17 protein-coding genes are annotated in these 18,894 nt (G+C 53.9%); 12 read left to right on the top strand and 5 right to left on the bottom strand.

Translation table 11 applies throughout. The annotated features are described in order from the left end of the window. The first annotated feature begins 113 nt into the window (after positions 1–113). The 4 genes from UC15_RS12300 to UC15_RS12285 are packed head-to-tail and all read left to right on the top strand — an operon-like array spanning position 114 to position 6,069. Positions 114–2,072, top strand: coding sequence for an SPFH domain-containing protein (locus UC15_RS12300; RefSeq protein WP_112288716.1), 1,959 nt, complete (start codon positions 114–116; stop codon positions 2,070–2,072). Further along, a complete protein-coding gene (gene hflC / locus UC15_RS12295) occupies positions 2,069–3,112 on the top strand; it encodes a protease modulator HflC (RefSeq protein WP_112288715.1) in 1,044 nt (347 codons plus the stop codon). Before UC15_RS12300 ends, hflC begins: the two co-directional genes overlap by 4 nt. Next, positions 3,109–4,152, top strand: coding sequence for a protease modulator HflK (gene hflK, locus UC15_RS12290; protein WP_112288714.1), 1,044 nt, complete (start codon positions 3,109–3,111; stop codon positions 4,150–4,152). Before hflC ends, hflK begins: the two co-directional genes overlap by 4 nt. Positions 4,153–4,164: 12 nt before the next feature. Next, positions 4,165–6,069 (top strand): cation-translocating P-type ATPase, encoded by a 1,905-nt coding sequence (locus UC15_RS12285; protein WP_112288713.1) that lies wholly within the window; start codon positions 4,165–4,167, stop codon positions 6,067–6,069. 87 nt (positions 6,070–6,156) lie between these two features. Here the strand turns inward: UC15_RS12285 and pth are convergent, their stop codons facing one another. Then, positions 6,157–6,747, bottom strand: a complete 591-nt coding sequence (gene pth, locus UC15_RS12280) for an aminoacyl-tRNA hydrolase (protein WP_037034067.1) — start codon at positions 6,745–6,747, stop codon at positions 6,157–6,159. 303 nt (positions 6,748–7,050) lie between these two features. Between pth and ychH the strand changes: the two genes are divergently transcribed. Further along, positions 7,051–7,329, top strand: a complete 279-nt coding sequence (gene ychH, locus UC15_RS12275) for a stress-induced protein YchH (RefSeq protein WP_112288712.1) — start codon at positions 7,051–7,053, stop codon at positions 7,327–7,329. A 144-nt stretch (positions 7,330–7,473) separates the two neighbouring features. On the opposite strand, the gene prs is transcribed toward ychH, so the two are convergent. From prs to lolB, 3 genes are all read right to left on the bottom strand, one after another. Then, positions 7,474–8,421, bottom strand: coding sequence for a ribose-phosphate diphosphokinase (prs, locus tag UC15_RS12270; protein WP_013575591.1), 948 nt, complete (start codon positions 8,419–8,421; stop codon positions 7,474–7,476). 162 nt (positions 8,422–8,583) lie between these two features. Next, positions 8,584–9,447 carry a 4-(cytidine 5'-diphospho)-2-C-methyl-D-erythritol kinase gene (gene ispE, locus UC15_RS12265; RefSeq protein ID WP_112288711.1) on the bottom strand — a complete coding sequence of 288 codons (864 nt, stop codon included), beginning with the start codon at positions 9,445–9,447 and terminating at the stop codon, positions 8,584–8,586. A 1-nt stretch (position 9,448) separates the two neighbouring features. Then, complete coding sequence (gene lolB, locus UC15_RS12260; RefSeq protein WP_112288710.1) at positions 9,449–10,072, bottom strand: lipoprotein insertase outer membrane protein LolB; 624 nt, start codon at positions 10,070–10,072, stop codon at positions 9,449–9,451. A 262-nt stretch (positions 10,073–10,334) separates the two neighbouring features. Here lolB and hemA point away from each other — a divergent pair, with 262 nt between their 5' ends. The 6 genes from hemA to kdsA all read left to right on the top strand — a co-directional run bounded on the left by hemA (position 10,335) and on the right by kdsA (position 15,778). Next, complete coding sequence (gene hemA / locus UC15_RS12255; protein WP_112288709.1) at positions 10,335–11,597, top strand: glutamyl-tRNA reductase; 1,263 nt, start codon at positions 10,335–10,337, stop codon at positions 11,595–11,597. A gap of 32 nt (positions 11,598–11,629) precedes the next feature. Next, positions 11,630–12,727: a peptide chain release factor 1 gene (gene prfA / locus UC15_RS12250; RefSeq protein WP_112288708.1), complete on the top strand. Its 1,098-nt coding sequence runs from the start codon at positions 11,630–11,632 to the stop codon at positions 12,725–12,727. Beyond that, complete coding sequence (prmC, locus tag UC15_RS12245; protein ID WP_112288707.1) at positions 12,727–13,560, top strand: peptide chain release factor N(5)-glutamine methyltransferase; 834 nt, start codon at positions 12,727–12,729, stop codon at positions 13,558–13,560. Before prfA ends, prmC begins: the two co-directional genes overlap by 1 nt. Positions 13,561–13,624: 64 nt before the next feature. Further along, positions 13,625–14,017 carry a SirB2 family protein gene (locus UC15_RS12240; RefSeq protein WP_112288706.1) on the top strand — a complete coding sequence of 131 codons (393 nt, stop codon included), beginning with the start codon at positions 13,625–13,627 and terminating at the stop codon, positions 14,015–14,017. A 2-nt stretch (positions 14,018–14,019) separates the two neighbouring features. After that, entirely contained in the window at positions 14,020–14,829 is an 810-nt protein-coding gene (sirB1, locus tag UC15_RS12235) for an invasion regulator SirB1 (RefSeq protein WP_112288705.1), read from the top strand. A 94-nt stretch (positions 14,830–14,923) separates the two neighbouring features. Further along, the gene (gene kdsA / locus UC15_RS12230) at positions 14,924–15,778 is read left to right on the top strand and encodes a 3-deoxy-8-phosphooctulonate synthase (RefSeq protein ID WP_112288704.1); all 855 of its coding nucleotides are present in this window, start codon (positions 14,924–14,926) and stop codon (positions 15,776–15,778) included. Positions 15,779–15,827: 49 nt separating this feature from the next. Here the strand turns inward: kdsA and dauA are convergent, their stop codons facing one another. Next, positions 15,828–17,507 (bottom strand): C4-dicarboxylic acid transporter DauA, encoded by a 1,680-nt coding sequence (gene dauA, locus UC15_RS12225; protein WP_112288703.1) that lies wholly within the window; start codon positions 17,505–17,507, stop codon positions 15,828–15,830. A 272-nt stretch (positions 17,508–17,779) separates the two neighbouring features. Between dauA and UC15_RS12220 the strand changes: the two genes are divergently transcribed. Then, on the top strand, positions 17,780–18,886 hold the full coding sequence (locus UC15_RS12220; RefSeq protein WP_112288702.1) for a GGDEF domain-containing protein: 1,107 nt from the start codon (positions 17,780–17,782) through the stop codon (positions 18,884–18,886). The last annotated feature ends 8 nt before the right edge of the window (positions 18,887–18,894 follow it).

The following is an 18,894-nucleotide window of genomic DNA, read 5'->3' as shown; positions in this document are numbered from 1 at the left end:
GCCAAATTCATATCGCTGAAAATTCTGTAATGTTATACGGTTACGCTCATCTGACTGCGTAATTGCTGGCTCCGTGCCCGCCTTGCGGTTTTTTTTTCTCTGCCGGAGCAGACATGAGCACAAACAAGGCATCCGGGGCTGATGACGCCGGTAAACCTCTGCGTTTTCAGGTGGCCGCCTCCCACACACGCTGGCTGACCGGGCTTATCAACGGGATTATGGTGATCAGCAGCGTGCTGTATCTGATATTGCTGATGCTGTATATGGTTTCTCCGGACTCAGTCTGGCCTTGGGTGACCGGTAATATTATGGCCGCCCTGTGGGTTTGCGCCGCCTCCCTGCAATGTGCGCGACGCATTACCCGCTGGCGCGGGCATCAGTTTGCATCTCCGGCTGAACCCATTTTGCCGGAAAAACCTTCCGCTTTTCTCCATCGTCTGACCGCTTCAGCCCGCGTGCGCCCGCTGTTGCGCTATGTCGATGCGCACGTGTTCTTTCAGGCATTTCCTGCATTAGCCGCATTACTGCTCATCTTTCTTTTGTGGCAACTGCCTTTACCTGCTAACGAAGCAGGGGATGCGGGGTATTTTGCCGGATCATTCTTCCTTCTTTGCGCCTTTGCGGTGCTGGTACTTGAACGTCACTGGACGTTAAAAAATCCGCAGGAATGGCCGGAAGCCGCAAGACTGGCACCGCTGCTGCGCATGCTGATTGGCGTTTTGCTACTGAGTGCCGCCGGCGTGATGTTTGCACGTGGCACGGCGGTCTGGCCCGCGCATTTGCTGATGCTCACGGGGATTTTGCCGGCGCTGGTGGCGCTGGAACTTTTCCTGCGCGCGCTGATGGCGCTGTTTTCGCCGCCGCGTGAGGACAAAGAGCCGGAGTTTATCGCGGGCAGTCTGCTGGCGGCACAAATTTGCTGGCCGCCTCGTCCGCTGCAGTTTGTGCAGAACGAGTTGCATCAGCATTTCGGCATCGATCTGCGCCAGATCTGGGCATTCCATTTTATCCGCCGCGCGCTGTTGCCGCTGGCCGCATTTTTACTGCTGACGGGCTGGCTGCTGACCGGCGTCAGTGAAGTCCCGCTGACGCAGCGGGGGATTTATGAATCCTTCGGGAAACCGGTCGCGGTCAGGCAACCCGGTTTGCATCTCGGTCTGCCGTGGCCTTTCGGGCATACGCTAATGGTCGACAACGGCGAAGTGCATGAACTCACCACCGGCGCGGAAGAACCGGCGACGACTTCGCCGGTCGAGGTTGCCGATACCGCCGAAGGCCCCGCGCCGGAAAGCGCCAACCGGTTATGGGATTCCAGCCACAGCAGCGACAAATCACAAATTATCGCCAGCGCGGGCAATGACCGGCAGAGCTTTCAAATCATGGATATGGACGTGCGGTTTGTGTACCGCATCGGCATGAACGATGACGCAGCAATGGCGAGTTTGTATCACACCGAAAATATGCCGGTGCTGATCCGCAGTATCGCCAATCAGGTGCTGGTGCATGATTTCTCCTCCCGCACGCTCGACAATCTGCTGGGCAGCGAACAGACTCGCCTTGCCGCCGCTATCGGGCAAAAAGTGCAACGCCAGCTGGATAATCTCCACAGCGGTGTGGAGCTGCTGGCGACGGTGATTGAATCCATCCATCCGCCAGCGGGCGCAGCGGATGCTTATCATGGCGTACAGGCAGCGCAGATCCTGGCACAAAGTGCGATTGCCGGTGAGAAAGGACAGGCCGCGCAGCAGCTGAATGCCGCGCAGCAATTTTCCCGACTGGCGCTGGATGCTGCCACGGCACAAAGTCATGAAAATCTCGATCAGGCGCAGGTGATGGCCTTGCGGTTTAACGCGGAAAATCAGGCGTATCAGGCTGGCGGGCAGTCGTTCCTGAATGAGCGTTATTTCAGCCAGCTGACGCTGGCGATGCAACAACATCCTAAAGTTTTGATTGTCGACAGCCGTATTGGTGGCGAAACGCCGCCGGTTCTGGATCTGAGAAATTTCACCCTGCCATTTACGCCCGGAGCGGATAAAGCGGCGCATTCTGTTAAAGCGGAGACTACCCGGTGAGTGATCCCCAACATACTCAATCCCACGACCATGAACACGGTGCCCAACACGGGCATCATCACGGTGGCGGACATCACCATCATCATCACGCGCATTCAGGACCCGCTGCGCCGAAATTCTGGCGGCGCGCATCGGTTGCCATCGTGCTGGTGGCGCTGATTGCCGCGTCTGCCTGTCTGGTACAGGTGCGTTCCGGCGAAGCGATGGTGATCACCCGATTTGGTGAGCCGGTGCGCGTGCTGCTGAATCCCGGGCTGGCATGGCATCTGCCGGTGCCGCTGGAAACCGCCATTCCGGTAGATTTACGCATTCGTACCACGTCGAGCGGTTTGCAGGATGTCGGCACGCGCGACGGCCTGCGGATCATCGTGCAGGCGTATACCGTCTGGCAGGTGAAAAACGATCCCCAGCATGTGCAGCGTTTTATCCGTGCGGTACAAAACCAGCCGGATATGGCTGCCGCGCAGATACGCACGTTTATCGGCTCGGCGCTGGAAACCACCACCAGCGGTTTTGCGCTGGCTGATCTGGTGAATACCGACGCCAGCAAAATTCGTCTTTCCGGTTTTGAACAGCATTTGCATGACCAGATTGCCCGCCAGTTACTCGACAGCTACGGCATCGAACTGGTGCAGGTTGGCGTTGAGCGCCTGACGCTGCCTTCCGTGACACTGGATGCAACCGTAGATCGTATGCGTGCTGAACGCGAAACTATCGCCACCCAGCGCTCTGCTGAAGGCAAACGTCAGGCGGCCGAAATCCGGTCTTCCGCCGAGCGCGATGCCCGCGTGATAAAGGCCGATGCGTCGGTTAACGCCGCCAATATTGAAGCGCAGGCGCAGGTACAAAGTGCGGCGATTTACGCCAAAGCGTGGGCCGGTAATCCCCCGTTGTACGATTTGCTGCGCTCGCTCGATACGCTCAACAGCGTGATCACGCCCGGCACGCAGCTTGTATTGCGTACCGATGCTGCACCGTTCAGACAGCTGGTCGAAGGCCCGCCGGTTTTACCCGCCGCCAATAACGAGCCACATCCATGAATCCGCTGGCCCGTTTTCAGGGCAATGCCTGGTTTCAGGCGGGAAGGATGGCGTATCTGGCCTTGTTTGCCATAACGCTGATTGCCGCCGCCAGCTGGCTGTTCTCCAATGTCCGCCAGATTGAGCCGGACAAACGCGCTGTGGTGATGCGCTTCGGGGCTGTATCACGCACGGCAGGTGCCGGCCTGCTGCTGGCGTGGCCCGAACCGCTGGAGCAGGTGGAAATATTACCCGCCGCCGACAGGGTGATCGAACACCATGTTACAGCCTTGCTGAGAAAAGACATTGTGCCTGCGTGGACCAACACCGGCGGCGAGAAAAGTGACGCGGTTGCCGGTGCAGGATATTTGCTGACCGGTGATTCAGGCGTGGTCCAGCTGGATGTGCAGGTGTATTACGTCATCACCGATCCGGTGGCGTTTGTGTTACAGGGCGGGCACGTATTACCGGCGCTGGATCGCTTAACCGAACACGAGGCGCTGGCGATTTGTGCTTCACGCGACCTTGATACGATTCTGGTCGCACGACCAGAAATGGTGGGTAACAGTAGCAATATCGCCGAACGACGCGAGCGGCTGCGCGGTGATTTGCGTCAGGGTATTAATCAGCAACTCGCCGCGCTGAATACGGCGGGCAGCAGCACCGGTATTGAAGTCATGCGTGTTGATGTGCAGTCTTCTTTGCCGCCCGCGGCGGTTGATGCATTTAATGCCGTTCTGACTGCCAGTCAGCAGGCGGAGCAAAATATCGCCAGCGCCACTAATGAGGCGGCCCGCGTGCATCAGGACGCTGTTCAGTCGGCAGATCGCGCCTTACAGGTTTCACAGGCCAAAGCCAGTGAACAGATTGCGCGGGCTTCCACCGATACCGCGACGATTGTGCAACTGGCAAACGATCATTCTCCTGAATTGTTGTGGCGTTTGTGGCGCGAGCGGATGCCTGCGATCCTGGCTCATGCCGGCAGCGTGACGGCGGTTGACCCACATGATGACGCGCATCTGATCCTGCCGGGGCCAGATCGTCCATCCTCTCAACCCTGAGGTATTTGCCCTGTGACTTCTTTTACTTCTGAAGAACCGGCAGCGAAAAGCGTGCTGCTGACGCGTCATGAACAGCGGAGTATGGCGGTGCAGCTGCTTCTGGCGATGACCGCGTTCGGTTTGCTCCTGTGCGGCTGGATCTGGCAGTGGCTGTTCCCGCAGCAAAGCGATGTCGGGCAGATTCTGTTCGGCGTGGCGTCTTTGCTGGTGGCGGTGCCGGTATTGCGTTCGGCGATTTACAGCTTGCGCAGCCCGAGTTTGCACGGCGTTACCGATCAGCTGATTGCGCTGGCGATGCTCGGCGCGTGGGCGACCGGCGACCTGATGACCGCCGCATTGCTGCCGGGCATTATGATTTTTGGTCATATTCTGGAAGAGCGCAGTGTGATCGGTTCGCAGGAAGCCATTGATGCGCTCAGCCGTCTGACCCGCAGCCGCGCACGGCGGATTTTGCCCGATGGTGAGATTGAAGAGATCGACAACCATGAGCTACGAACCGGCGACCGGGTTGAAGTCCGCGCTGGCGACCGGTTGCCCGCCGACGGGCGTGTCATCTCCGGCAGTGCCAGTCTGGATACTGCGCCTATCACTGGCGAATCCGTGCCACAGGAAGCCCGTGCAGGAGACGATGTTTTTGGTGGTGCCATTAATCTCGACGGATTGCTGTCTGTTGAAGTCACGCGAACCGGCGCGGATGCCACGCTGGGTAAAGTGATTGCGCTGATGCAAAAAGCTGAACATGCCAAACCGCCGATCACCCGTCTGCTCGAGCGTTATGCCGGGCAATATCTTGTGCTGATTTTGCTGATCGCGGCGGCGACCTGGTTCATCACGCGCGATGCCCACGCCATGCTGGCGGTGCTGGTGGCGGCCTGTCCATGTGCGCTGGTGCTTTCCGCACCCGCCACTGCAATTGCCGGTATTGCTGTCGCGGCGCGTCACGGGATCCTGATCCGCAGCTCTGCTTTTCTGGAAGAATTGGCCGATCTCAACGCCATTGTGGTGGATAAAACCGGCACGCTGACGCACGGCGAACTGCATCTGCAACAAACGGTGCTGGAGGAAAACGAATCCCCGGATACGGTGCTTGTTCTGGCGGCCAGTCTCGGCGCGGCCAGCAGCCATCCGGTCAGCCGCGCGCTGGCGAAGTTATTTCCTCGCGAACAATATTTACCACTGGAAGCTTTTTCAGAACAGCAGGGCATGGGCGTGCGGGCGCAAACTGCGCAGGGCGAGGCATTGCTGGGTCGTCCGGCGTTTTTCAGTCAGAACAACGTCGCAGTGAGTGATGTCCCTGAGCATGACGGGCCGCTGGTCGGTCTGGCGCTGAACGGGCGTTTTCTTGGCTGGTTGCTGCTGGCAGATTCTTTACGGCCTGAAGCGCAGACTGCGTTAGCCGAACTGCGTCAGTTGGGGCTGCAACGACAGCTTTTACTGACCGGCGATCGCGCCAGTGTGGCGCATCGTATTGCCGGTGAACTGGGCATCAGTGATGTGATCGCTCAGGCTTTACCGGAAGATAAACTGCATCAGGTCTCCGCTGAAATTGCCCAGGGCTACCGTCCGATGGTGGTCGGTGACGGCATCAATGATTCTCTGGCGCTGAAGGCTGGCGTGGTGGGGATTGCGATGGGCGCAGGTGGCAGTGATATCGCGCTGGCCTCTGCCGATGTGGTGCTGATCGGCAGCGATTTACGTCGTCTCGGCACGTGTGTGCGCCTGAGCCGTGCGTGCCGCCGGACGCTGAAAATCAACGTATTCATCGGACTGGGCTGGACGCTGGTGGTGATGGCTGCTGCTGCAATGGGATTGCTCGGCGTGGCGGGCGTACTGATCGCCGCATTGCTGCATAATCTCAGCACGTTGCTGGTGCTGGGTAACGCCGGACGTTTACTGCGTTTCGACGAGCCGCTCTGAACGTCTGGATTTTGTTCTTCTGTTCATATAAAGAAAACGGGCGCAAAAGTTGCGCCCGCGTTTCATCTTGCTTGCCGGAAATGCGCGTTAAAGCTCGGCTTTAAAGGTATGCAGACGACGCATGGTTTTTTCAAGACCTTCCTTCATCAGCAATTCAGTGCAGCGCAATGACTCATCAATCGCATCATCAATCAGCTTCTGTTCACTGGCTGGCGGCTTGCCCAGCACAAATCCCACTACTTTGCTTTTATCGCCCGGATGGCCGATTCCGATACGCAAACGGTAGAAATTCGGGTTGTTACCGAATTTGCTCTGAATATCTTTCAGACCGTTGTGACCGCCGTTACCGCCGCCAAGTTTGATTTTCGCCATGCCCGGAGGGATATCCAGCTCATCATGCGCGACCAGAATCTCGTCCGGCTCGATGCGGTAGAACTGCGCCATCGCCAGAACCGCTTTGCCGCTGAGGTTCATAAAGGTGGTCGGCACCAGCAGACGGACGTCCTGACCGGCCAGCGACAGACGCGCAGTGTAACCAAAAAACTTACTTTCTTCTTTCAGCTGTTGGTTGTGCTGACGGGCGAGAAGATCAACATACCAGGCGCCTGCGTTATGGCGGGTCTGGGCGTATTCTGCGCCGGGATTGGCCAGTCCAACGATCAATTTAATGCTGCTCACGATTTTCGCTTCTTTATCCGGTGAGGTTTAGCGGGCTAGTTTACCTGTCGCGTTTCACTGTGCCAAACATCACAAAGAATAATTCGTGCCAGTTACGCAAAATATTGAATAGTTCATTGTGCTTACTATTAACCTTTCGAACCTATATGTCTGGAAAACGTAAAGATTTGTCGTTCAATGTTCTCTCTCTGTGATCGCTGCCGCAAAGTGAACCGGATGGGACGTCTATAGTTAAAGGCAGGAAAAGACAAGAAAAGACAAGACAGCAATGATGCTAAGACTATCGACAACTGGAGGTGACTTATGAAACGTAAAACCGCACGAATGATCGGCAATGGCCTGATGGGACTCGGTTTACTCACAATGGTCGGTGGTGTTGGTTATTCGATTTTGAACCAGATGCCTGAACTCGGGTTGCCGCAATTCCTGGCCCATGGCGCGATCGGCAGTATTTTTGTCGGTGCTATTTTATGGGTGGCAGGAGCGAGAGTCGGCGGGCATGAACGTGTCGCAGACCGTTACTGGTGGGTTCGCCACTTTGATTCCCGCTGCGCGAACAGCAAATCACATCGCCATTCCTGAGTCTCTTAAACAACGTTTTATAAACAATATTTTATAAAGAATAAAAAAACCGTTGTCGCTCGCGCGATAACGGTTTTTGCATTTCTGTTCATGGCAAAACGCATTCAGGCAAAACAAAACGCCCCTGAAACAGGGGCGTGATGATTAATGCTCGAACATCGCAGAAATGGATTCTTCGTTGCTGATGCGGCGGATAGCCTCAGCCAGCATGCCTGACAGGGTCAGGGTACGCACTTTTTTCAGTGCGCGGATTTCTGCGGACAGTGGAATGGTGTCGCACACAATCACTTCGTCGATAACGGAGTTCTTGATGTTTTCCACTGCATTGCCGGAGAAAATCGGGTGGGTAGCGTAAGCGAATACGCGTTTAGCACCGCGTTCTTTCAGTGCTTCAGCGGCTTTACAAAGCGTACCACCGGTGTCGATCATATCATCGACCAGTACGCAGTCACGGCCAGCTACGTCACCGATAATGTGCATCACCTGAGAAACGTTTGCGCGTGGACGACGTTTATCGATGATAGCCATGTCGGTATCGTTCAGCAGTTTTGCTACGGCACGGGCGCGAACAACACCGCCGATGTCCGGAGAAACCACAATCGGGTTTTCCAGGTTCTGTTGCAGCATGTCTTCGAGCAGGATAGGGCTGCCGAATACGTTGTCTACAGGTACATCGAAGAAGCCCTGAATTTGCTCTGCATGCAGGTCTACAGTCAGAACACGGTCAACGCCAACGCTCGACAGGAAGTCAGCAACAACTTTAGCGGTGATTGGCACTCGGGCAGAACGCACCCGGCGATCCTGACGTGCATAGCCGAAGTAAGGAATAACGGCTGTGATACGACCAGCGGAGGCGCGGCGTAAGGCATCAACCATGACGACCAGTTCCATCAGGTTATCGTTAGTAGGCGCGCAGGTGGACTGGATAATGAAAATATCTCCGCCACGTACATTTTCGTTAATTTGCACGCTTACTTCACCGTCGCTGAAACGACTGACGGCGGCGTCACCAAGGCTGGTGTATAAACGGTTGGCAATACGTTGTGCTAGTTCCGGGGTGGCGTTACCAGCAAAAAGCTTCATATCAGGCACGAGAAGAACCTCAGGCTTGCGTCCAGGGAAGACATTGGCTTTTGGTACCACCGGGCGGTGAGCGGTACCAAAGCATTATGCTCACGATACTTCTAAATCTTACTACTTAAATCTGTTGAATAATTGGCTGGCAAAGAACAGACACAAAACTGCTGTGACTCTCTACGCTTTGCCCGCAGTTCTCAACCAGACTTCGCGAAAACGGTGCAACGGCGAAATATTAACACCTTGCGCGACAAAACCCCGACTCCACGATGGCATTTTGTCCAAAACCTGACGGGCGGCAAACTCAGTGTCGAATTCTGCAAACACACAAGCACCTGTCCCGGTCAGTCGCGACGGCGCGTATTCTAACAGCCAAGAAAGTAGCTGTTCAACCTCGTAAAAACGTTTTCTCGCAATCGGTTCGCAATCATTTGCGTAAGGCGTGTCCAAAAGCACATTAACAGGGCGTTTTGGTGTATTTCTGGTCAGCTCGGGATCGCCGAAAATCACCGGCGTTGGAATACTGACGCCCGGATGTGCAATCAGATACCATTTTTCCGCCGGTTCGACCGGCTGTAAAATCTCGCCGATGCCTTCGGCAAAAGCTGCATGCCCCATCACAAACACCGGCACATCCGCACCCAGCGTTACACCCAGTTGCGCCAGTTCAGTATCGGAAAGCCCGCAATTCCAGATCGTATTCAGCGCCACCAGCACGGTCGCAGCGTTAGAAGAACCGCCGCCCAGACCGCCGCCCATCGGAATACGTTTTTGCAGCGCAATATCGGCTCCCTGAGGCGTGCCCGCATGCTGCTGCAATAAACGCGCGGCGCGCACCACCAGATTATCTTCGGCAGCCACACCCTCAACCGGGGTGGTCAGGACGATGTCGCCGTCGTCACGAACGTTAAAACTCAGGCTGTCACCGTAATCGACAAACTGAAACAGTGTCTGCAAATCATGGTAGCCATTCGGACGCTGCCCGGTGATATAAAGGAACAAATTGAGTTTAGCCGGAGAAGGCCACAATTGCTGCGTCATCTCAGTTTAGCGTCCAGTTATCCATTTTCAGTTTGATACGCTGTTCGCCCTGAGTCATTTCCAGACGCTGCGGCAGGGAAGGTTTGGCGTCATCGTCATAGCTCTGATAGACCACAGTGCCCGCTTTGCCGTTCTGCGTAAATTTAACCTGAGACAGACGGTACTGGCTGTCGAGCGTGAAATCGGTGCCATCACCTGGCAGGCCAAGCATCCAAAGACGCAGATTAGCCAGCGGGATCGACATGCCGGTCAGCTTCTGGATCATGTCATCTGGATTATCACTGGTGTAGTGTTTGCCTTCATTATTGGTCAGCTGCGCAATACCACTTTGCACTTTAAGCTCCATTTCGGTGCTGCCCAGCGGATTGGTCAGCAATAAACGGTAGCTGTCCGGGGAATATTGTTGCCAGAAGAAGCGGGCATAGACTTTCTGTTTATCGGAAAGATAAGCGAAAGAACCGCGGGTCTGATAATGCTCGAGCTGTTTAACCTGAGCTTCATGTTCACGCCACTGCGGAGAAGTCGGGCTGGTCGCCGGGCCTTTCGGCGCGTTAATCGAACAGGCGGCAAGCACTAAGCTTGCAAGAGGAAGAAGGCGGACAAAGTGTGCTTTACGCATTGGCATAACAGATAAAATCCTTTGTGCTTTGGCGAAATGGGATGCCAGGGCAAATGTGGCGTGCGTCAGTTTAGCACAGCAGAAGCGTTGGATGATCTCAACCCTGCGCAGATGATCGGCGATCAATTCGTTTTGGGACAATGCTGATGTGTAAAAGGATTTAACCGAAGGTGCTGTTCGCCTTTTATTGATCTCGCGCATCTTGTAGAATGCGCAGCAGACGTAAACCCATACTATTATAAAGTATAAGCCGATAACCGCTCCCGATATGACCCTGCTTGCATTAGGTATCAACCACAAAACAGCCCCGGTGTCTCTGCGTGAACGGGTAACATTTTCACCCGAGACTCTCGATCAGGCGCTTTCCAGTCTGCTCCAGCAACCGCTGGTGCAGGGCGGAGTCGTGTTGTCTACCTGTAACCGCACTGAGTTGTATCTCAGCGTTGAGCAGCAGGAAAATCTGCAGGAACAGCTGGTTAAGTGGTTATGCGATTACCATCATCTGAGTGAAGATGAAGTCCGCAAAAGCCTTTACTGGCATCATGATAATGAAGCCGTCAGCCATCTGATGCGCGTCGCCAGCGGACTGGATTCGCTGGTTCTCGGTGAGCCGCAAATTCTCGGGCAGGTGAAGAAAGCCTTTGCGGAATCGCAAAACGGTCAGGCCGTTTCCGGTGAACTGGAACGTCTGTTCCAGAAATCCTTCTCGGTGGCCAAGCGTGTCCGTACTGAAACGGATATCGGTGCCAGCGCCGTCTCTGTGGCGTTCGCTGCCTGTACGCTGGCGCGCCAGATTTTCGAATCCCTTTCAGATGTGAATGTGTTGCTGGTCGGTGCGGGTGAAACCATCGAACTGGTTGCGCGTCATCTTCATCAGCATAATGTGCGTCACATGATGATTGCCAACCGTACGCGCGAACGTGCGCAGTCGCTGGCGACGGAAGTGGACGCGGAAGTGATCAGCCTGCAGGATATTGATTCCCGCCTCGCTGAAGCCGACATCATAATCAGTTCCACCGCCAGTCCGTTGCCGATTATCGGTAAAGGTATGGTCGAGCGTGCATTAAAAGCCCGCCGTAACCAGCCAATGCTGATGGTGGATATCGCCGTTCCGCGTGATATCGAACCGGAAGTCGGCAAACTGGCGAACGTCTATCTGTACAGCGTCGATGACCTGCACAGCATTATTCAAAACAATCTTGCACAACGCAAAGCGGCGGCCATTCAGGCTGAAACTATCGTGGAGCAGGAGAGTTCAAACTTCATGGCCTGGCTGCGTTCGCAGGGAGCCGTTGAAATTATTCGTGATTATCGCTCACGTGCTGATATTATTCGCGCCGACGCACAAGCAAAAGCTCTCGCCGCCATTGCGCAGGGCGCTGACGTCGAAGCGGTGATCCATGAATTAGCCCATAAATTGACAAACCGCCTTATTCACGCGCCAACCCGTTCTCTGCAACAGGCAGCCAGCGACGGTGATGTGGAGCGTTTGCAAATTTTACGCGACAGCCTCGGGCTGGGTCAGCAATAGTTCTCCTTTTCTCATAGGGTTAAACACCACGCATGAAGCCTTCTATTGTTGCCAAACTGGAAGCGTTACAAGAGCGCCACGAAGAAGTGCAGGCGATGCTTGGCGATGCCAGCGTCATTGCCGATCAGGATAAATTCCGCAGTCTTTCCCGCGAATATTCACAGTTAACGGCTGTTTCTGAATGTTTTCTGGCCTGGCGTCAGGCACAGGAAGATTTAGAAACCGCTGAGATGATGCTCAACGATCCTGCTCTTAATGATAAAGAAATGCGCGAAATGGCGCAGGATGAAATCAAAGAGTGCAAAGCCAATATCGAAGAACTCGAAGAAAAATTACAGCTTCTGTTACTGCCAAAAGATCCGGACGATGAACGCGGTTGTTTCCTGGAAATTCGTGCGGGAACCGGCGGTGATGAGGCGGCTATTTTCGCCGGTGACTTATTCCGTATGTACAGCCGCTACGCCGAAATGCGTCGCTGGCGTGTAGAGATCGTGAGCGCCAGTGAAGGTGAGCACGGCGGTTATAAAGAAGTGATCGCCAAAATCAGTGGCGAAGGTGCTTACGGCCAGTTCAAATTTGAGTCAGGTGGTCATCGCGTTCAGCGTGTACCGGAAACCGAATCTCAGGGGCGTATTCATACCTCCGCCTGTACCGTGGCGGTGTTGCCAGAAATTCCTGAAGCCGAACTGCCAGAAATCAACGCCGGTGATTTGCGTATCGATACGTTCCGTTCATCGGGCGCGGGCGGTCAGCACGTTAATACCACCGATTCGGCTATCCGTATTACGCACATTCCCACCGGTATCGTGGTGGAATGTCAGGACGAACGTTCTCAGCACAAAAACAAAGCCAAAGCGATGTCAGTGTTGGGGGCGCGTATCCGTGCTGCTGAAATGGCGAAACGTCAGGCTGAAGAGTCTTCAACGCGCCGTAACCTGCTCGGCAGCGGCGATCGTTCAGACCGTAACCGCACCTACAATTTCCCGCAGGGTCGCGTTACCGATCACCGTATCAACCTGACTATTTATCGTCTGGATGAAGTGATGGAAGGTAAACTGGACAGTCTTATCCAGCCGATCGTGCAGGAGTATCAGGCCGATCAGCTCGCCGCACTTTCAGAGCAGGATTGATGGATTTTCAGTCCTGGCTGCGTGACGCCACCGGTCGTCTGGCTGCGGGTGAAAGCCCGAAACGTGATGCGGAAATCCTGCTCGGCTTTGTGACTGGCCGGGCAAGAACTTTCATCATGGCTTTTGGTGAAACACAACTTTCCGCTGAACAGCTTCAACAGCTCGAAATCCTGCTGGCGCGACGTGAGCAGGGTGAGCCGGTTGCGTATCTGACCGGCGAACGCGAATTCTGGTCGCTGCCTCTCTCTGTTTCTCCTGCCACGTTAATTCCTCGTCCTGATACCGAATGTCTGGTCGAACAGGCGCTGGAACGTCTGCCGTCTGAACCTGTCAGTATTCTCGATTTAGGAACCGGCACCGGTGCCATCGCGCTGGCTTTAGCCAGTGAACGGCCTGACTGCCAGGTCACCGGGATTGATCTGCAACCCGATGCTGTCAGCCTGGCGCAACACAATGCACAGAAGCTAAGTATCCTGAATGCGCAGTTTTTGCAGGGCAGCTGGTTTACGCCGGTTGCCGGAGAACGTTTTGCGCTGATTGCCAGTAATCCCCCTTATATTGATGCCACAGACTCGCATCTGTTTCAGGGAGATGTGCGTTTTGAGCCCGCGAGCGCACTGGTGGCAGATAATGCCGGTCTGGCTGATCTCGCACATATTATTGCCGCTGCACCCGCGTATCTTCAGAAAGGCGGCTGGTTATTGCTTGAACATGGCTGGCAACAGGCGGCGGATGTACAAAGACTTTTCCAGGATGCCGGCTATCAGCAGGTGATGACCATCAAAGATTATGGCGGTAATGATCGTGTCAGTCTCGGACAATGGCAGCCATAACGACGCATCATCAATTTCTAAGAGCATCACTCTTTAAGAACAACTGACAGAAAGGAAACAGACAATGGCGTCGTATGTCTGGATTAAAAATCTGCATTTGCTGACAATCACGCTGAGCATTACTCTGTTTGTCCTGCGATTTTTTTGGAAATGGGCGGGTTCTGCTATGATGCAGAAACGCTGGGTGAAGGTTGTTCCACATATTGTGGATACTTTACTGCTATTAAGTGGTATTTCGCTTATCTTCATAACACACTTTTATCCGTTCAGCCCACAGGGAACCTGGCTGACCGAAAAGATTTTTGGCGTTATTATCTATATTGCGTTGGGTTTTGTAGCCCTGAGCAAGCGACCAGTGAGTCAGAAAACCCGCTGGCTGGCCTTTATCCTGGCGCTTGCTTGCCTGTATGTGATTCTTAAACTGGCGCTGACGAAAATACCGCTGCTAATGGGATAACTATGAGTACCCTTGCTGATTTTGAATTTAACACCGCCCGGCTCAGTGCCGGGGTGATCAAAGTAACAGAATCCGTGCGTTTTGATTTTAATCCGGACGAAGTTCGCCATCAGTTGCAATTGCTGGTTGATGAAGCGCGCAGCGTCGTTCCTGCGGATCTTGATCAGGATCAGCAGCTCGAAGTGTTGATTGAACTGTTTTACCGTACCTGGGGTTTTGGTGGCGCGGGGGGCGTTTATCGCCTGTCTGACGCCATCTGGATAGACAAAGTATTGTCATCACGCCAGGGAACCCCGGTTTCGCTGGGGGTGATTTTCCTGCATATCGCGCATGAGCTTGATCTGCCGCTAATGCCGGTTATTTTCCCGACACAACTTATCATGCGTGCCGACTGGCTCGATGAAGAAATGTGGCTGCTCAATCCTATCAACGGCGACACGCTCAATGAACACATGCTCAATGTGTGGCTGAAAGGCAATCTGGGCGTGACGGCGGAAATCGAAGATGATGATCTCGATGAAGCGGAAAACACGCTTATCGTGCGTAAAATGCTCGACACGCTTAAAGCCGCACTGATGGAAGAAAAACAGTTTGAACTGGCTCTTCGTGCCAGTGAAACCGTATTACAGTTCGACCCGGAAGACCCGTATGAAATCCGTGACCGCGGGCTGATATACGCCCAGCTGGAATGTGATCATGTGGCGATCAACGATCTTAACTATTTCGTTGAACAGTGCCCGGAAGACCCGATTTCAGAAGTGATTAAAGTGCAGATCCACTCGATTGAGCACAAGCAAGTGACACTGCATTAATTTATAATTACCTCTCGTTCCATCTGATAAATGTTGATAAAACAGCCAGTTGTGGCAGATTCAGATGAAGGATTTTTTACTAAAAGGCCAAAGTATGAAACATAAAGTGGTTAGCATTCAGGACATCAAAGTCGCCAACGATATGCCGTTTGTGTTGTTCGGCGGGATGAACGTACTGGAATCTCGCGATATGGCGATGCGCGTCTGTGAACATTACGTCACCGTGACCCAGAAACTCGGTATTCCTTACGTGTTCAAAGCGTCTTTCGATAAAGCCAACCGCTCATCTATTCATTCTTACCGCGGTCCGGGCCTGGATGAAGGTATGAAAATCTTCCAGGAACTGAAAAAAGCTTTTGGTGTAAAAATCATTACTGACGTTCACGAATCCTGGCAGGCACAGCCTGTTTCTGAAGTGGTTGACGTGATCCAGCTGCCAGCGTTCCTGGCGCGTCAGACTGATCTGGTTGAAGCCATGGCGAAAACCGGCGCTGTCATTAACGTCAAAAAACCACAATTCGTCAGCCCGGGTCAGATGGGTAACATCGTTGATAAATTCAAAGAGGGCGGCAACGATCAGGTTATCCTGTGCGATCGTGGCAGCAACTTTGGTTACGACAATCTGGTTGTCGACATGCTGGGTATGAACGTAATGATCAACGCCACTGGCGGTCATCCGGTCATCTTCGACGTGACTCACGCACTGCAAACACGTGACCCGTTTGGCGCAGCATCCGGCGGTCGTCGTGCTCAGGTAGCAGAACTGGCACGTGCGGGTATGGCGGTCGGTATTGCAGGCCTGTTCATCGAAGCGCACGAAGATCCGGAACACGCGAAATGCGACGGTCCCTCTGCATTGCCGCTGGACAAACTGGAGCCTTTCCTGGTGCAAATGAAAGCTATCGACGATCTGGTGAAAAGCTTCCCGGCACTCGATACCAGCAAATAATCTGTCTCAGCCAGATAAAACAAAGGCGACCTTCGGGTCGCCTTTTCGTTTAGTGCTGATTGTGAAGGGCATCCTGCAGAGAACTATAGAAACTGAGTTTTCCTTCAACCGGATGCATTCTGGCACGGGCCATGGTTTTCAGTGGCTGGAAGGGGATTTCGGCAAGCCGCAGTTCGGTACCTTCCGGTAAGCCGTCGATATAGTGCTGCAACGCGTTAACACCACCGGCATCAAGAACAGCCACACGATCCCACAGCAAGACAATCACTTGTTTACCGGAACTGCGTGCCTGTAATTCACTGAACAGGCGCTCAGCCGCAGCGAAGAACAGCGGACCGTTAACACGCAGTACCAGCGTATTTTCCGCCGTTTCGCCAGGGACTTCCGTCAGCCGCGTCAGTTTCGCTATCCGACGCATAAACAGTAAAGACGCCATCACGATACCGGCAGTAATGGCGATCACCATATCAAACAGCACCGTCAGGCTCATGCATGTCAGCATCACCAGAATGTCGTCTTTCGGTGCGCGGCGCAGGATATCCACCACTTTATGCGCCTCGCTCATATTCCACGCCACCATCAGCAGCAGCGCGGCCATCGCCGCCAGCGGTAACCATGAAAGCAGCGGCGCGAGAATAAGCAGGGCGAGGATCACCAGCAACGAGTGGATCATCGCAGACACCGGCGATGTCGCACCGGCACGAACGTTAGCGGCGGATCGGGCAATGGCCGCCGTCGCCGTAATGCCGCCAAAGAACGGGCTGACCATATTGCCAATACCCTGACCGATCAGCTCATTGTCCGAATGGTGTTTCTTGCCGGTCATCCCATCGAGAACCACGGCGCACAGTAACGATTCAATTGCGCCGAGCATTGCCATGGAGAACGCAGCGGGCAGCAGCGCCTGCACCAGAGACCAGCTCAGTCCGCTGCCATCGGGTTGAGTCCACGGCAGGGCGAATTGCGGCAAGATAGGCGGGATGCCGTTACCTTGCGAGCCATCCGGTAACAGGAAATGAAAGCGGGAACCGATAGTCGCAACCGGATGTCCGGCCTGCATGAAAATCGCCATTACCGCGCAACCTGCCAGCAGCGCCGGAAGATGGCCGGGAACGCGCAATCCCAGTTTCGGCCAGAGGATTAAGACCCCGAGCGTCACAATGCCAATCGCCGCATCACCCATATCCAGCGTCGGCAATGCCATCACCAGCGCGGCCACTTTACTCAGATAATGTTCAGGCACCGTCGCCATCGTCAGACCAAAGAAATCCTTGAACTGCATCGTCCCGATGGTAATCGCAATGCCGGAGGTAAAGCCGAGCGTGACGGGCAACGGGATATATTCAATCAGCCTGCCAAAACGCGCCAGCCCCATCAGCAGCAACATAAAGCCTGACATCAGTGTCGCCAGCAACAGGCCGGATAAGCCGAATTGCTGCGAAACCGGATAGAGGATCACCACGAATGCCGCGGTCGGGCCTGATACGCTAAAACGAGAGCCGCCGAAAATAGCGATAATTATCCCGGCTACCGCTGAGGTATAAAGCCCATATTGCGGCGGAACGCCACTGCCAATGGCCAGCGCCATCGCAAGAGGGATAGCGATAATCCCGACAGTTACGCCCGCAATGGCGTCTTTGAGTAAACGTTGAAAGGTATATTTTTCACGAAAACAGGCGTCGGTCAGAGCACTGAAAAGTCTGATGCGGCGACTTCCTGAGATATTCATAGGGCGTAAACCACCTGGGGAGAAGAATTGATAATAACCCGGTATTCCGTCACCGGAAAAGTCATAGCCTACGCCGGTCTGACTCGGGTTACGTAGATATAAATCAAGACTCGATAACACTTTCCTGCGTAGTCTTCATTTTATTGTAACGGGTGGCAATGTGATGTGCCGCCAGTAATTTCACATACGAATACGATGAAGGCATTCATCATCTATATTTATGTTAATACCCGTGAATCGACAGGTAATAGCGTGAGAGGACGCATTTAATTATGCCGGATATATTTTCGCTGACCAGCCTGTATGCGGATATTTGTGTCACGTACGCCACGCTTTCGGTCAGCTTTTTTGTCCTCAGCCGCAGTGAGCCTTTTACCTTCAAAGGGTCGTACTGGAAACGCCTGGCCTTCGGCCTGGTGGCGGGCATCACGTCGCTCTATTTGCGCGGGAATCAGCTGACGCTAACGGACAGCCTTTCATTTAGTTTTGAAATGTTGCCGATGATTTTAGTGACTTTTTTCGGCGGCTGGCTCAGTGGGTTATCCAGTTATTTCGTGGCATTTTTCTTCAGCGGTATGTTCACGCTTAATAATCTATTTATCGCAATAATCCTCTGCACCCTTTTTTTATTCCGTGTCTGGCAACGGCGGAAACACCGTGAACTTTACATTACCATTGTGCTGATCGGTATTTTCCGTCTGGCGCTGGTTTCCGGATTGCATGGTATTAAGGTGCCATGGACGGCGCTGATTTTTTATCAGCTGGTGGCCGCATTCTGCATGATCCTTTGTTATCACGCGCTGAATTATAAAGAAATCTACATGAGCAAAGTGTTCACCATCCGCGTGAAGGCGGCGACTGATGAACTGACGCAAATTAACAACCGGGCCAGTATTGATTACTGGCTGGCGCAGCGGCAAACGCAGCGGGAGGCCTGCGGCTTAATTCTGCTCGATATCGATAACTTCAAACGGGTGAATGATACCCTCGGGCATCTGGCGGGCGATCGGGTATTAATTGAAGTAGGACGTTTATTACGCCACCTGACGCGCAATGAAGATTTCGCCGGGCGTTACGGCGGCGAGGAGTTTCTGGTCATGACGTCGGCTTATGACCCGCCGACGCTGCTGGCTATAGCGGAACGCATTCGCCAGGAAGTCGAAAACTGCGTGATCATTCTGGAAGATGGCAGGGAACTTAAAGTGACGGTGTCATCGGGCGTGTCATTGTATTTGCCGGGAATGATTATCCGCAAGTCGCTAAAACTGGCGGATTTATCATTATATGAGGCCAAACGGCAGGGCAAAAACCGCGTGGTCGCCAGCTCGATCCTGACACTGGCTACGCTCGGTACGAAACGTCATTATCCCAGAATGTAAAAAGGAGC

Origin of the sequence: Rahnella sp. AN3-3W3 (assembly GCF_003263545.1) — a bacterium.
In the GTDB taxonomy this organism is placed as follows: domain Bacteria; phylum Pseudomonadota; class Gammaproteobacteria; order Enterobacterales; family Enterobacteriaceae; genus Rahnella; species Rahnella variigena.
This window is presented reverse-complemented; position numbering and strand designations above follow the sequence as displayed.